The organism is Rhodococcus sp. NS-SX18, assembly GCF_057367935.1.
The window spans coordinates 5,402,513-5,417,734 of record NZ_CM170633.1; the positions used below are offsets into that span (position 1 = coordinate 5,402,513).

Below are 15,222 nucleotides of genomic sequence, written 5' to 3' on the forward strand. Positions count from 1 at the left end.
CAGTGATGGACACGGCGGCGGCCGGTCGCCCCGGAGGGAAGCGACCGACGGGACCCGGCCGCCGCCGAGACCGTCCCCCGGCGATCAGTAGATGTTGGACGGGCGGACCATGCCCTCGGCCAGGTCCCCGAAGCCGGGCGCATGGATGGCGCCGGGATTGCCGACGACCTCCTCCACGATCGCGGTCTCGGTGGTGATGAGCAGCGCCGCGATGGACGCGGCGCTCTCGAGCGCGGCGCGGGTGACCTTGAGGGGGTCGACGACCCCCTCTGCGAACATGTCGCCGTACTCGCCGGTGAGGGCATCGAACCCGTGCCCCGACGGCAGGCCCGCGACAACCTCGACGACCTCGTCGCCGTCGAAGCCGGCGTTGATCGCGATCCACCGCAGAGGCTCGGGCAACGCCCGCCGCACGACGTCCCGGCCGATGCCCTCGTCGCCCGGCAGCTCGAGGTCGGCCAGCGCGCGGTGTGCCTGGCCGAGCGCGGTGCCGCCGCCGGCCACGATGCCGTCCTCGAGGGCGGCCCGGGTGGCGGCGAGGGCGTCCTCGACGCGCAGCATGCGCTCCTTGAGTTCGACGCTCGTGGCGCCGCCGACCCGGATCACGGCGACCCGGCCGGTGAGCCGGGCGATACGCAGCTGGAGGCTGTCCTGGTCGGCATCGATCCGGGCCCGGCCCAGCTGCGCCTCGAGCTGCGCGACCCGGGCCTCGAGCAGCTTCGCATCGCCGTGGCCGCCGACGATGGTCGTGTCGTTCTCGGTGACGGTGATGCGGTCGCAGGACCCGAGGTGCTCGCGCGTCACCTCGGACAGCTCGACGCCGGTGTCCTTGGCGATGACGTGCCCGCCCAGGGCCACCGCGAGGTCCTGCAGCTCGGCGACCCGCCGGTGCCCGAAGCCGGGCGCGCGCACGACGACGGACTGCATCGTCTTGTGCATGTTGCCGCCGACGAGCAGCTGCAGCGCCGGGCCGTCGACGTCCTCGGCGAGCACGACGAGGGGCCGGTCGGCGCGTTTGGCGGCCTCGATGCTCGGCATGATGTCCTGCACCTGGTTGATCTTCTTGTTGGTGAGCAGGATCAACGGATTGTCGTGGACCGCTTCCATGCGTTCCGGGTCGGTGACCATGTAGCCGGAGATGTAGCCGTGGTCGAATTCGATGCCGTCGACGACGGTCACCGACATCCCGAGGGTGTCGCTCTCCTCGGTGGTGACGATGCCGGATCTGCCGACGTACGAGACGGCCTCGGCGATGGCCTCGCCGATTGTCTCGTCGTCACTGGCGGCGAGCGTCGCGACGCGCTGCAGGTCCGCGCGGTCCTCGACCGGCACGGACCGGTCGCGCAGCGCCTCGACCACGACGGGCACGGTGCGTTCGATGCCGCGGCGCACCCGCATCGGGTTGGCACCGGCGTCGACGGCGCGCAGGCCCTCGCGGACCATGGCCTGCGCGAGCACCGTCGCGGTCGTGGTGCCGTCACCGACCACGCCGTTGGTCTTCATCGCCACTTCCTTGACCAGTTGCGCACCCATGTTGGCGAACGGGTCCCGCAGCTGGATCTCCCGGGCGATCGTGACGCCGTCGTTGGTGATGGTGGGCGGGCCGGTGAGCTTTTCGAGCACCGCGTTGCGGCCCTTCGGACCGAGCGTCACCTTGACCGCGTCCGCGAGGGCGTTGACCCCGTACTCGAGCAGGGTGCGTGCTTCCTGGGCGAACCGCAGATCCTTTGCCATGATCGGGTTCCTTTCGTGTCGAGTGTGGGATGCGGTTCAGGGGATCAGGATCGCGCGGCCACGGACCCGTCCCGCGTCGAGGTCGTCGATCGCCTGCTGGAACTGCTCGAGCGGGTATTTCGTGGTGTGCAGGGTGACCTTTCCGCCGGCGGCGAGGGCCATGAGTTCCTGCAGGTCGTTGTAGGAGCCGACGAGATTGCCGATGAAGTTGATCTCGGTGGAGACCACGTCGATCGTGGGCACGTCGATGTTCTCGCCGTAACCGACGACGTAGTAGTTGCCGGCGCGGCGCAGCATCGCGACACCGTCCTTCGTGGCGCCGCCCTCACCGACGAAGTCCACGACGGCTTCGGCGCCGCGCCCACCGGTGAGTTCCAGGATCTGCTGCACGTGGGTGCCGTCGGCGACGATGCCGTGGTCGGCGCCGATCTCGACGGCCAGGGCGACCGCAGCGGGATTGCGGTCCACCACGACGAGAGTGACCGCCGACATCGCCTTCAGCACCTGGATGCCGATGTGGCCGAGGCCGCCCGCGCCGATCATGACGCACACGTCGCCCGGCCGCGTCGCGCGCGCCGCCTTGGCGACGGCGTGGTAGGCCGTGAGCCCGGCGTCGGCGAGCGCCGCGACGTCGGACGGCTCGAGCGAATCGTCGATCCGGACCACGCTGCGTGCGGTGGTGCGCAGGTACTCGGCGTAGCCGCCGTTGGTGTCGATGCCTGGGAACTGGCTGTTCTCGCAGTGCACGTCGTCGCCGAACCGGCACGCGCGGCAGAGCCCGCACGTGATGAGGGGATGGAGGATGACCTTGTCGCCGACGGCCACGTTCGTGACCGCGTCACCCACGGCATGCACCCAGCCGGCGTTCTCGTGGCCGATCGTGTACGGCAGGGCGACGCCGCTCTTCTCGGCCCACTGCCCCTCGAGGATGTGGATGTCGGTGCGGCACACCCCAGCCCCACCGATGCGGACAACGACGTCGAGCGGACCCTCGACCTTCGGCTCGGGGATGTCTTCGAGCTGGAGCTTGGTGTGGTAGCCCACCACCTGCACGGCCTTCATGAAGCCCTCCTGACGGGTGCAAAAGAACTGGTCCGGGTGTCGACCACCCGCGGTGTTGCCGATGCGCCGTCGTCGTCGGCGTACCGGGTGGCGAGCAGGCCCCGGCAGAAGTGCGAATTCCCCTCCATCGAGATCCGCACGGACTTCGCGAAACGCAGCCGCATCGGCACCGCCTCGCGGGGGATCGGGTGCCCGTCGTCGTCGACGAACACCCGGCCGGCCGGGCACAGGCTCAGGCCGATGTCGAACCGTCGCCGCATCAGCGCCGACTTGTGCCGGCCGGGCGGCAGGTCGCTCAGCGTCAGCGACGGGATGTCGTCGACGGTGAGCGACGAGTGCTGCAACAGGGATTCGAGGCAGCGCTCCAGCGCGGCGAGGTGTGCCTTGCGCCGGAACGTGCGGCGCAGCTCGTCGAGGTTCTCCTCCGCCTCGGAGCCGAAGGTGCCCCGGTAGCCGGCGTCGGCGGCGAGCCCCGCGTTGATCTTGCCGCTGTCGTGGTGGTCGTCCAGCAGGATCCGCACCTCGCCGATGCCCTCGATCGCCCGAAGGGCGTCCTGGGCGTCGGAGGCCATGAGGTACGCGAAGTTCGGTGAACAGAACGCGGTGGGTAGCCGCAGATGCACGGTGACCCCGTCGTCGTCGAGAACCACCGACCGCACGAAACCGAGATCGGTGATCGGCTCGTCCAGTTCGGGGTCGACCACCGTGCCGAGCGCGGCGAGCACGTCGTCGCCGGCCACCGGCGCGGCGGTCACGACGACACCGCCTGCTGTGCTCCCGCCGCCACCTCCACGCCTTCCTGGCCGGCCGGCTCGGGCAGCCGCAGGTGTTCCGGAACGTCGATGTCGTAGAGCGCCGCGGCGTTGAGGCCGAGGATCTTCTTCTTCTGTTCGATCGTGATCGGCGCGTATTCGGTCATGTCCTCGGGGATCTGGAAGTCGACGAACTTCTCGATCAGCCACTTCGGTGTCCACAGCGCGTAGTCGCTGGAGAACAGGATCTTGTCCTCGCCGAGCCAGTAGAGCAGTTCGCCGATGATCTGCGCGAAGTAGCGGGGGCGGGTGTGGATGAACGGAATTGCCACGGCCAGACCGCCGTACACGTTGGATTCCTGGGTCGCGATCCAGCAGAAGTCCTCGAGCCGGGGCAAGCCCACGTGCTCGACGACGAACCGCAGCTCGAGGTAGTCGGTGGCGACCTTGTCGACGTCGGCGACGTCGAAGGCGTCCCGGTCGAGCGGGCGGATGGTCGGGCCCTTGTGCACGTGGATGTTCTCGATGCCCAGCTCGATGCACTCCTCGAGGTAGCGCCGGGACCACGGGTCGTCGAGCTTGTAGCCGCGGGAGTCACCGTGCCATTCGGCGGTGTACAGCTTGACGCCCTGGAGGTTCATCCGTTCGGCGTCCCGGCGTAGCTGCTCGAGTCCGGCCTCGCCGTGGCGCGGGTCGTAGGCGTGGTTGTAGGTGAGCTTGTCCGGGTGCTTGCGGGTGAGCTCGAACGCCTCCTCGGTCTGCCCGAAGCCCTTGTGGTAGAACTCGCTCAGCAGGGTGGCCTGGAAGATCGCGTGATCCACGTGCCCGTCCACGAAGAGGTCCTTCATGAGGCGTTCGCCCCCGTAGTAGGTGTAGGTGTCGTAGTCCCACACCTCCTCCTCGGGGCTGAGGTTCTTGTGGTAGTCGTAGAAGCAGTCGATGAACTGCCGTCCGTGCACGTTCTTCTGGTTCGACTCGCGGCCGTCCCAGATGTGCACGTGGCCGTCCACGACGAAGTACTGCTGGCCGTCCTTCTCGTACATCGCTTCCCTCGTTCTGTCGTGTGCCGGTGGTGGATCGGGAACCGTCCGGGCCCGGCGGGCGGGCCCGGACGGCCGGGGTCAGTGCGCCGTGAGATCGAATCCGATGTACTCGGCGGCGTCCTCGGGACTGGCGAAGAGCATGGTCTTGTCGTCGAGGTGCACCATGCGCCCGTAGTGGGTGGAGCTGATCTCCTCGAAGATCGATCCGTCGAAGTCCTCACCGAGGGCGTCGGTGAGCTCGGCGTAGTCGAACTCGAGACGGTTCACGCCGTCGACGCGGATCATCGACGGGTACTCCGTCAGCTCCACGCCCTCCTTGGTGCCCATGACGTCGGCGACGACGCGTCCGATCGGGGTGTTCATCAGGGTGACGCCACACATATTGGAGAACTCGGTGGCCGATCCGAATTGCATGCTCACTGGTCCAACTCCTTCGGGATGTCGAGCCCGAGATCCTCGAGCAGGGAACGGAACTTGGCTTCGGCGGCGTCGAGGCTGGAGGCGAACGTGACCGCCTTGTCCGCCGGCTGGGACCAGATCGGCTGCAGGGCGCGCGCGGCGTCGAGGCAGCGCGGCACCCACGTCGCCAGCCACGTCCCGAACAATTCCTTGTTCGACTCCCCGTGCTGCTCGTCGCGGACGAGCATCCGGAAGAGGTTGCGCGTGTAGGCGAGATCCCGGTCGTAGTCGTGCTCCCCGGTGCCGACGATCGTCGGGGTGATGTAGTCACCGTTGCGGGCGGCGATCTGCATGATCAGTTCGGTGCGGAACAGCGAGCCGACGAGCTGCTCGAAGACGATGTTGGTGGCGAAGAGCAGCTCGCACCAGTCCGGCACCGCGGTCAGCCGCTCGACGACCTCGCGGGTGGGCTGCCATTCCGGTGCGGACTGCCAGACCTCCCGGTGGGCGGCTCCGTCGAACGGGATCCCGGCCTCGGACAGGTCGAGGTTGAACAGCGCCAGGTCCTGCGCGAACCGCATCTTGTGTGCCGCATTGACCGCCACCGCGGTGTTGATCATGTTCGTGGGGCCGGAGCGCTGGATGGAGGTGAACACGTGCAGCGCCAGACCGTTCTCCGCGTGCATCCAGGCGCCGAGATTGCGCTCGATGAACTTCAGCCACGGCGTGTTCCAGCCGTCGTAGGCGCGGGCCCGCTTGGCGTTCTGCAGGCACAGGTCGACCTGACGCACGACCGCCGCGTTGTTGCGGTAGATCGTCTGGTCCCACTCCTCGTTGGGGTCGAGGAAGGCATGCCAGTTCGACGACTTCGCGGTCGTCCATTCCTTGGGGTATCCGCCCGGCCCGTCGCCGAAGCCGTAGATCCAGCCCTGCGACAGGTGCCGCTCAGGATCGGGCTGCACGTCGACGGTGACGTCCTCGTACATCGTCGAACGCTTCTTGGCCGGCGTGTAGTAGGTGAAGGTGCGGCTGCGGGAGCTGGGGAATTCCAGCGCGCCGGCTTCGGAGTCGGTGAACTCGATCTTCGGGAAGCTTCGGTGCTTGGATTCGGTGGTTGCGGTCATCTCGTTTCTCACTTCTGTCGGTGAAGGAGCGGTGTGGTTTCCTGCGGCGGCTACTCGAAGGCCGGGCTGGTGAACTTGTCGTAGAAGATCTGGTCCTTCGGGGTGTTGTGCACCTCGAGCAGTTCCAGAGCCGCATCGACCATGGGCGGTGGCCCGCACAGGTAGACCTCGCACCGGTGGATCTCCGGCTCGCGGCGGCCCACGACGTCGGTGACGTTGCCCTCCTCGACGTCCGGCAGGCCGGACGGTGCCGGCTCCGCCGACTCCGAGAGGCAGGGTGTGAACACGAAGTCCGTCAGCGTCTTTCCCAATTCGAGAATCTCGTCGAGGTAGAACAGATCCGCCGGCGTGCGGGCACCGTAGTAGAACCGGACGGGCCGGGTGCTGCCGGTCTCGCTCAGGTGCCGCAGGAGCGAGAGGATCGGGGCCATGCCGGCGCCGCCGCCGATGAAGACGATCGGCAGGACGTGGCCGTCCTTGATGGTGAAGGATCCGTAGGGCCCGGTGAGCGCGATCTCGTCGCCCACCGAGATACCGTCCTCGAGCAGGCCGGCGAACTTGCCGCCGGGGTACTTCTTGACGAGGAACTCGACATGCCCCGGCGTCGATCGGGTCGTCGCCATGGAGAAGGACCGGTGTTCCTCGGTTCCCGGTATCTGCAGGTCGGAGTACTGACCGGGTTTGAAGTCGTACTCCGCAGGCTCGACGGGCTGCAATTGCAGCGACACGATGTCCTTGGTCATCGGCTCGATCGCGGTGATTCGGGTGCGCACTTCCTGGATGGGGATACCACCCAGGAGCTCGTCCTCGTCGAAATTGAGCAGTTCGATGGTGCAGTCACTGTAGGCCGTCGAGCGGCAGAGCAGAACGTGCCCTTCGTCGGTCTCGGCGTCGTTGCAGGCGAACGTCGAGTAGTCCTCCATCTGGATATCACCGTCGAGGACAAAGGATTTGCAGGCCGAGCAGCGACCCTCCCGGCAGCCGTGCATCAGGTGGATGCCCTGCCGGAAGGCGGCGTCGAGGATGTACTCGTCCTCGCCGACCTCCATCTCGATGTCGACGGGCTCGAAGTTGATACGGTGCGTGTCGGCCACGGGGGTGTCTCCTGGGCTCGTGAATTGCTGTGCTGGTGGTATCGGCGGGCGGCGCCGGGATGCGGCTCGGCGCCGCCCGCCGGGCCCGGTGTCAGAGCGGCGTGGCGCCGGCGCGGTACTCCGCGATGTGCGCTGCGCGCTCCTCGTCCGTCATCTGGTTCAACAGGACGTTCGGACTCTGGAAGGTGTTGCCCCGCACGTCGTCGAGGGTCCACATCTTCTTCGGGTCGAGATCGAGGTGCGGCTGACCGACGAGGGTCTTGCCGTCGTCGCGCACATACCCGAGGTCCTGCACGATGTCGGCGAGATCCTTGTCGTGGTGCAGGGTCTCCCATTCCCGGAAACCGGTGAGGCGACCCATGTTCGGCGTCGGCCGACCTTCGTACTCACCGCGGAACGCGACGGCGTCGGTCCAGTAGCACGTCTCCGAGCAGTAGGTCCGCCACTGGTCGTCGACCTTCTCCACGACCATGTCCTCGCGGACGAGGGCCGGCACCATGCAGGTCCAGCAGCGGTGCGGGTACTGGTATCCGACTTCCTCGAACGCGATCGGCTTGTTGCGGCCGGGGTAGGCGAGACGGTTGTAGTTCTCCCACCACTTGCCGAACTTGGAGTACCAGCCGGGGTACTTCTCCTCGAACCATTCGAAGTCCGCGTCGGTCATGGCGTCGATCCGCCAGTAGTTCACCGGCCAGCCCGTCGCGAAGAACCGGGCCACCTCGTGGACGTAGCCCTTCTCGGTGATGCGCTTCCACGCCTCCTCGACGAGGTCGTGCGGAATGGTCAGCCCGTACTTCTCGAGGGGGAGCAGATAGCTGCGGTAGTAGTCGTCGTAGATCCACCGCCGCCACATCTCGGCGTAACTCTCACGGTCCTTGCGGCGGTCCTTGGTGCCGTACTCGATGAACGTGCCGATCGCGGCGTCGACCACGCAGTGGTTGTTCCACCAGGCGTAGCGCAGGTCGCGCTCGAGCAGTGGCCGGTTCCGCTCGTCGGCCAGGGCCATGAGCAGGATCGAGTATCCGTTGGAGATGTGCCGCGACTCGTCGGACTGCACCGAGTGGAACACGGTGGGCAGCAGGTAGTCACCATTGGCGGCGGCCTCGTCGGGCATCGCCACGAACAGGGTGTTCGTAAAGGCGGTCTCCGCGACCACGGTCAGGTAGATGTTGGCCGCGGTGATCGCGTCACCGGTGATGAAGCCCTCCCCGAACTGCCGGCCGATGGTGCCCGCATAGTTGTTCGCGAACGCCTTCTCGGTCATGTCGAACCCGGCGGGATCGATGTAGTTGTTCATGTAGAGCTTCTTGAGGTTCATCTGGATCGTCGAGTGCCGGACCTCGTCGATCATCTGCACCGCGAGCCCGTTGTGGATCTCGGGATTGGGCACCGCGTCGATGGCCATCGGCATCGCACGGGCCGCGGAGATCTCCGGGAACGGGATGATCGAGAGGAACAGCTTCTGCCACTCCAGCCAGCGCTGCTGGACCTGGCGGAACATGTTGCCGCGGATCGCGCCGTCCATCGCGCCGTAGACCCGGTTGTCCTTCTCCTCCTCCATGGGGAAGTAGGACCGCATGATCTGCTTGAGAGGGTCCTTCTTGGGGGCCTTCTCGAACGTGTAGTCGGTGCCGAAGCGGGTGGCCGGCGTCGCGAACGTCGGTTCCCACGTCAGCTCGGTGATCTTTGCATGGGCCTTGGTCAGGCTCTGCCTACTCAATGTGCGCCTCCTGGATCGGGAGCCGGCTCTGTGCCAGCCGTGGACGGTGGGTGTGGGTGCAGATACAACCCCCGTGTGCAACCCGGATCTGTCTCAATGTGAGACTCAGGTCACAATCGATGTGATTACCTTTGCTCTTGCGGGACCCGAGGAGAAGGTGGCGTGACAACTCCGGACGACCGGGAGATCGAAGTGGGCGAACACAACCGGAGCGGTTCCCAGGACGGGCATTCGCTTCAGGAAGCGGGCAATTCGGTCCGTGCGGGCGACTTCCCCGATCTCGGCGACCGGCGGGTCCGCAACTGGTTGCGGGTGTCCTGGTTGCGTTCCCGGGAAGCCAAGGTCGACGCCGATCGCCCGGCCGCGGACTACGTCGAATCCCTCCCCACCGACACCGTCCTCACCCGGGCGGCCCGGCCGGTGCTGCGCGCGTTGGCGGCGGAGATCGAGAACGAACCTGTGAGCCTGATCCTCACCGACGGCAAAGGCACCGTACTCAGCCGCTACGGCGGCGACCGTCGCCTGCTCGGCGCGCTGGACCGGGTCCAGCTCGCGCCGGGTTTCCGGTATTCCGAGTCCCAGGTCGGCACCAACGGCATCGGCACCGCGCTCGAGGTCGGCGCGCCGCTGCTCATCCGGGGCGATGAGCACTACAGCGGGCATCTGCGCAGGTTCTCCTGCGCGGGCGCACTCGTGACCCATCCGATCACCGGGGCCCTGCTGGGCGTGGTGGACCTGACCACCGAGGCGGAGAACACGAACTCGCTGCTGCTCTCGTTCGCCAAGCTCGCCGCCACCCGCATCCGGGAGCGGATCCTCGAGGAGGCCAACGAACTGGACCGGGCGCTGCTGCACGACTACCACGCCGCGTGCCAGCACTCGGGTCGTCCGGTCATCGCGATCGGCGACGAGGTCCTGATGATGAACGCCCTCACCCAGCAGCGGTTCGACTCGCGCGACCAGGCCGCGATCATCGACCGGACCCGCGACGCGCGGGGACGGCACGAGCCGTTCACCCTGCTCGCCGACCTGCCGAGCGGGATCACGGCCCGCCTGTCCTACCAGCCCACCTTCGTCGACGACCGGCTCGCCGGGGGCGTCGTGCGGATCAAGGAGCAGCTTGCCCGGAGCCGGGCGACCCGGACCGTCGCCCCGCCCGCGCCCCGCGCCCTGGCCGGCCGCAGCGCCCAGTGGCAGCGGACCGTCGAAGGTGTCGTCGAGGCGTGCCGGCGCAGCGAATGGCTCGTCCTCGACGGTGAGCCGGGCGTCGGGAAGACCGCCCTGATCCGGGCGGCGCACGACCACGTCCGGCCCGAGCGCACCCTGACGGTCCTCGACGCGGCCCGGCTCGACGGCGACGAGCTGTCCGAACGCGCGGGCGCCACCCTCGACGACGGCGGCGACCTCGCCGTGCTGCACGCCCACGTCCTCGGCGACGACCAGCTCGCGGCGCTCGCATCGTTCCTGCAGACCGTCGCCCAGGACACGCGTGCGCCCGCGCCGTGGGTCGCCCTGACCATGCAGTCACCGCAGGAGGAGAGCGACACCCACTCCGTGCTGCGGTTGTTCCCGAAGACGATCTCGGTACCGCCGTTGCGGCACCACCTCGAGGACGTTCCCGACCTCGTGCGGTTCCTCCTCGATGCCGCCGGCGCCACCGAACTCACGCTGTCCCCGGCCGCGGCGAACCAGCTCATGCGGCTGTCGTGGGGCGGCAACGTGACCCATCTGCGCAGCGTCCTCGACGAGCTCTGCCGGCGTCGGCGCTCCGGGACCGTCGAGCCGGCCGACCTGCCCGCCGAGTGCCGGGCGACGACCCGCCGGAGCCTGACCCGGCTCGAGTCGCTCGAGCGGGACGCGATCGTGGAGGCACTGGCGCTGCACGGTGGCGACAAGGTGGCCGCCGCGAAGGCCCTCGGCATGTCGCGAGCGACGATCTACCGCAAGATCCGCGAATTCGGCATCACTCTCTGATTCCGAGTGTGCGTGTCAAATTGAGACGACCGGACCCGGCCCCGCGCGAAACACTCCTGAGCGCAGAGACGTTCACCCCACCGGGGTGACCAGACAGGAGTGATCGATGACCGACCACAACGGACTCACCACCGCTGCCGGCGCACCGGTGCCGGACAACCAGAACAGTCTCACGGCCGGGGCCCGCGGACCCATGCTCCTCCAGGACGTGTGGTTCCTCGAGAAGCTCGCGCACTTCGACCGCGAGGTGATCCCCGAACGGCGCATGCACGCAAAGGGTTCCGGCGCGTTCGGCACCTTCCGCGTCACCCACGACATCACCCGGCACAGCCGGGCCGCGCTGTTCTCCGAGATCGGCAAGCAGACCGAGGTGTTCGTCCGGTTCTCCACCGTCGCCGGTGAGCGCGGCGCCGCCGACGCGGAGCGCGACATCCGCGGCTTCGCCGTGCGCTTCTACACCGAGGAGGGCAACTGGGACGTCGTCGGCAACAACACCCCGGTGTTCTTCTTCCGCGATCCGCTCAAGTTCCCCGACCTCAACCATGCCGTGAAGCGCGATCCGCGGACCAACCTTCGCGACCCCGAGAACAACTGGGACTTCTGGACCAACCTGCCGGAAGCCCTGCACCAGATCACGATCGTGATGTCCGACCGCGGCATCCCCGACGGCTACCGGCACATGCACGGGTTCGGTTCGCACACTTTCTCGTTCGTCGACGCCGCGGGCACCCGATCGTGGGTGAAGTTTCATTTCCGCACCCAGCAGGGCATCCGGAACCTCACCGACGACGAGGCCGCGGCCGTGATCGCCGGCGACCGCGAATCCGCCCAGCGGGACCTGTACGAGGCGATCGAGACCGGGAACTACCCGAAATGGACGCTGTACGTGCAGATCATGCCCGAGGCCGACGCGGCGACCTACCGGTACCACCCCTTCGACCTGACCAAGGTGTGGTCCAAGAAGGACTACCCGCTCATCGAGGTGGGGGAGCTGGAGCTGAACCGCAACCCGGACAACTACCACGCCGACGTCGAGCAGGCCGCGTTCTCCCCTGCGAACGTCGTTCCGGGCATCGGGTTCTCGCCCGACCGGATGCTGCAGGGCCGGCTCTTCTCGTACGGGGACGCCGCACGATACCGGCTCGGCGTCAACCACCATCAGATCCCGGTGAACTGCCCCCGGGCCGCCGCCCACGTGAACTCCTTCCACCGCGACGGCGCGATGCGGGTGGACGGCAACCAGGGCAGCGTCCCGAGCATCGAGCCGAACTCGTACGGCCGGTTCCAGGAACAACGCGGGTACGCCGAGCCGCCGCTGACCGTCGGTGCCGTCGCGGACCGGTTCGACTACCGCGCAGACGACGACAACTATTTCGAGCAGCCCGGAATCCTGTTCCGGAACATGACCGCCGAGCAGCAGACCGTACTGTTCGAGAACACCGCACGCGCGATCACCGGGGCATCGGTGACGACGATCGAACGGCACATCGCCAACTGCACCCAGGCCGATCCGGCCTACGGTGAGGGGGTTCGCAAGGCCTGCGAGGCACTGGGGGCGTTGTGAGCGGCCGGTGATCCGTCCGGCGCGGCAGGCAGCCGCGCGCCCCTGGGTCGTTCGCCGCGTCGATTGCCTGCGCGGCCGACCGGGGGGCGCGCGGCTGTCGGCGCGGCCGGATCAGCCCAGCCAGTCCAGCACCGCGGCCGCGGTCCACGACTGCTGCATGCTGCCGAGCGGCTCGCCGGTGAACGGCTCGTAGTACTCGGCGAACGAGCCGTCGCTCGCCTGCCGCAGGCCCTCCGCCCGCAGCAGATGGGCGCGCTCCGCCCAGCCGCGGCGGGCGAACGTCCAGGAGAACAGCCAGGTCATCACCGGCCACACCGGTCCGCGCCAGTACTCGCGCGGACGGAAGTCCCGGGAGACGGGGGAAGTGGAGGGTGGCACGGCGTAGCGCAGGTCGGGGTGCCCGCAGAACTTCGGGCCCTCGAAGGTGCGAACCAGGGTCCGTTCGGTGCCGGGCGGCAGACCGCCGCACAGCAACGGCGCGAACATCGCGATCGTGTCGGTGGCCATCCAGCGGCCGCTGCGCAGATCGAAGTCCTTGGCGGCGCCGGTACGCGGATCGGTGGTGTCGAGCACGCCGCGACGGAACCGGTCCGCGTACTCGTGCAGCTCACGCACGTCCGCATTCGGGCACGAATGCTCCTCCCCGATGACGGCGAGCACCTCGCACGCCAGCGCGAACACGGCGGTGACGAACACGTCCTCGACGGCGAAGCTCATGGCCGTGGCCAAGGCGTCGTCGTCGTAGCGCACTTCCTTCATCTCCTCGAGCAGCCACAGGTAGCGGGCGTACTCGGCGTCGGTGGGCCGCTGACTCGCGTCGCCGACATGGGCGAGATCCTCGCGCCGGAACGTCGGCACCGCCCCCGCGACGACGTTGGCGTACGCCGCGTCCCACCGGGGCGAGTTGTCCATGCCGGATTCCCAGCCGTGGTAGAGCGCGATCCGGCCGTTGCCGTCGAGGTCGCGGGCCCGGGCCAGCCACCGGTGCCAGCGCACCAGGTCGGGCCAGCGACGGTCCAGGAACTCCTCGGCGACGGCACGGGTGGTGCGCCCGTGCCGGCGGCTGTGGTCGAGGATCCGCTGCACCGCGATCGCGTGCACGGGTGGCTGGGTGATGCCGGAGGTCTGTGGGCCCCGCGGGGCAGCGGCGGCCAGGTCGGTGCAGGCCCACCGCGCCGGTCCCGGAAAGTAGCCGTCCACCCCGCTCGCGAACACGATGTGCGGGATCATGCCGTTGCGCCACTGCGCCGACAGCAGGGTGTCGAGCTCGACGACGGCCCGCTCGACGCTCAGCGGGGCCAGCCCCACGGCGACGAACGCCGCGTCCCAGCTCCACATGTGCGGATACAGCTTCGGGGCGGCGCTGGTCATCGTGCCGAGGTCGTTGCCGCGCAGCAGATAGGCAGCCCGCGCGGCGAGCTGGGTGTGGGTGAATCCGCGGTCCGGCATCGCATCATTGTGCGACCGGTCCGGCGTGGGCGCGCGCCGAGGGGCAGCCGGACCACCGGAAATCGGACAGCCACACACGTGCCGACCGGTGTCGATGTCCGGAACCCTGCGCTCGGTGCCGACCCCGGTCCCCGCACGAGAACTACGGTGGATTCCGGAACCACCCCCGAGACCCGAGGAGTACCGGAGCATGAGGATCACCGGCGCAGTCCTGGAGGAGATCGGCCGGCCGCGACCGTTCGCCGAGTCGAAGCCGATCAGCCTGTCGGAACTCGAGCTCGACCCGCCGGGACCGACCGAGCTTCTGGTACGGATCGAGGCGGCCGGGGTGTGTCACTCCGATCTGAGCGTCGTGGACGGCAACCGGGTGCGTCCCGTGCCGATGCTGCTCGGACACGAGGCGGCCGGACGGGTCGTCGAGGTGGGTTCGGCCGTCGACGACTTCCGGGTGGGGCAGCGGGTGGTCATGTCGTTCCTGCCACGGTGCGAGGCGTGCGACAACTGCGCCGAGGACGGCCGGTTGCCCTGCACCGCCGGGTCCGCCACCAACAACGCCGGGGAACTGCTGCACGGGGGCCGGCGCCTGCACCGTGACGGTCACCCGGTGCACCATCACCTCGGCGTCTCGGGTTTCGCGACGCACGCGGTGATCGACCGCGCGTCGGCCGTCGCAGTCGACGACGACGTGCCACCCGACGTCGCCGCGGTGCTCGGCTGTGCCGTGCTCACCGGCGGGGGTGCCGTCCTCAACGCGGCCCGGCCGCGGCCGCAGGACAGCATCGCGATCGTCGGGCTCGGTGGTGTCGGCATGGCCGCTCTCCTCACGGCTGTCGCGCAGGGTGTCTCGCGCATCGTCGCGATCGATACTCTCGACGACAAGCTCGCCCGTGCTCGCGAACTGGGGGCACACGAGACCTACACGCCGGCCGAGGCGCTCGAGCGGGGCGTCGCCGCCCGGTACGTCGTCGAGTGTGCCGGCAGCGCACGCGCGTTCGAAACCGCGTTCGCTCTCACGGCACCCGGCGGCACGACCGTGACGGTCGGTCTGCCCGCTCCGACCGCGACGGCCGTGATCTCTCCGTTGACGGTGACCGCGGAGGCTCGCACGATCGTCGGCAGCTACCTGGGCTCGGCCGTGCCGCGCCGCGACATCCCCGAGTACGCGCGCATGTGGCGCGATGGCCGGCTCCCGGTGGAGGAACTGATCTCCTCCCGGATCCCCCTCTCGCGCATCAACGAGGCCATGGACCAGCTCGCGGACGGGCTGGCCGTACGTCAGGTCGTCTTGTTCGACGACTGAGCCCGGA

Annotated in this window: 12 protein-coding genes; 3 read left to right on the forward strand and 9 right to left on the reverse strand. The window is 68.4% G+C overall.

The features are described 5' to 3' along the window. Positions 1 to 84: 84 nt before the first annotated feature. The 8 genes from groL to AC2IPW_RS24895 all read right to left on the reverse strand — a co-directional run bounded on the left by groL (position 85) and on the right by AC2IPW_RS24895 (position 8,928). Positions 85 to 1,734 (reverse strand): chaperonin GroEL, encoded by a 1,650-nt coding sequence (gene groL / locus AC2IPW_RS24860; protein WP_003934997.1) that lies wholly within the window; start codon positions 1,732 to 1,734, stop codon positions 85 to 87. A 36-nt stretch (positions 1,735 to 1,770) separates the two neighbouring features. Next, the gene (locus AC2IPW_RS24865) at positions 1,771 to 2,796 is read right to left on the reverse strand and encodes an NAD(P)-dependent alcohol dehydrogenase (protein WP_289378509.1); all 1,026 of its coding nucleotides are present in this window, start codon (positions 2,794 to 2,796) and stop codon (positions 1,771 to 1,773) included. Continuing rightward, a complete protein-coding gene (locus AC2IPW_RS24870) occupies positions 2,793 to 3,551 on the reverse strand; it encodes an iron-sulfur cluster assembly protein (RefSeq protein ID WP_486375938.1) in 759 nt (252 codons plus the stop codon). The genes AC2IPW_RS24865 and AC2IPW_RS24870 overlap by 4 nt, the downstream gene beginning before the upstream one ends. Beyond that, entirely contained in the window at positions 3,548 to 4,591 is a 1,044-nt protein-coding gene (locus AC2IPW_RS24875) for an amidohydrolase family protein (protein ID WP_486375939.1), read from the reverse strand. Before AC2IPW_RS24875 ends, AC2IPW_RS24870 begins: the two co-directional genes overlap by 4 nt. 78 nt (positions 4,592 to 4,669) lie before the next feature. Beyond that, positions 4,670 to 5,005, reverse strand: coding sequence for a propane 2-monooxygenase effector subunit MimD (mimD, locus tag AC2IPW_RS24880; RefSeq protein ID WP_085999772.1), 336 nt, complete (start codon positions 5,003 to 5,005; stop codon positions 4,670 to 4,672). Positions 5,006 to 5,007: 2 nt separating this feature from the next. Continuing rightward, entirely contained in the window at positions 5,008 to 6,114 is a 1,107-nt protein-coding gene (locus tag AC2IPW_RS24885; protein ID WP_003935002.1) for an aromatic/alkene monooxygenase hydroxylase subunit beta, read from the reverse strand. A 50-nt stretch (positions 6,115 to 6,164) separates the two neighbouring features. Continuing rightward, entirely contained in the window at positions 6,165 to 7,208 is a 1,044-nt protein-coding gene (locus tag AC2IPW_RS24890; RefSeq protein WP_486375940.1) for a 2Fe-2S iron-sulfur cluster-binding protein, read from the reverse strand. Positions 7,209 to 7,299: 91 nt separating this feature from the next. Next, positions 7,300 to 8,928 carry a ferritin family protein gene (locus tag AC2IPW_RS24895; protein ID WP_010596327.1) on the reverse strand — a complete coding sequence of 543 codons (1,629 nt, stop codon included), beginning with the start codon at positions 8,926 to 8,928 and terminating at the stop codon, positions 7,300 to 7,302. 162 nt (positions 8,929 to 9,090) lie between these two features. Here AC2IPW_RS24895 and AC2IPW_RS24900 point away from each other — a divergent pair, with 162 nt between their 5' ends. Together AC2IPW_RS24900 and AC2IPW_RS24905 are read left to right on the forward strand one after the other, a co-directional pair. Then, positions 9,091 to 10,902 (forward strand): sigma-54-dependent Fis family transcriptional regulator, encoded by a 1,812-nt coding sequence (locus tag AC2IPW_RS24900; protein ID WP_486375941.1) that lies wholly within the window; start codon positions 9,091 to 9,093, stop codon positions 10,900 to 10,902. 106 nt (positions 10,903 to 11,008) lie between these two features. Then, a complete protein-coding gene (locus AC2IPW_RS24905) occupies positions 11,009 to 12,466 on the forward strand; it encodes a catalase (RefSeq protein WP_486375942.1) in 1,458 nt (485 codons plus the stop codon). 111 nt (positions 12,467 to 12,577) lie between these two features. Here AC2IPW_RS24905 and ggh read toward each other — a convergent pair whose 3' ends face one another. After that, complete coding sequence (gene ggh, locus AC2IPW_RS24910) at positions 12,578 to 13,915, reverse strand: glucosylglycerate hydrolase (RefSeq protein ID WP_003935007.1); 1,338 nt, start codon at positions 13,913 to 13,915, stop codon at positions 12,578 to 12,580. A gap of 190 nt (positions 13,916 to 14,105) precedes the next feature. Here ggh and AC2IPW_RS24915 point away from each other — a divergent pair, with 190 nt between their 5' ends. After that, positions 14,106 to 15,215: an alcohol dehydrogenase catalytic domain-containing protein gene (locus tag AC2IPW_RS24915; RefSeq protein ID WP_371382792.1), complete on the forward strand. Its 1,110-nt coding sequence runs from the start codon at positions 14,106 to 14,108 to the stop codon at positions 15,213 to 15,215. The last annotated feature ends 7 nt before the right edge of the window (positions 15,216 to 15,222 follow it).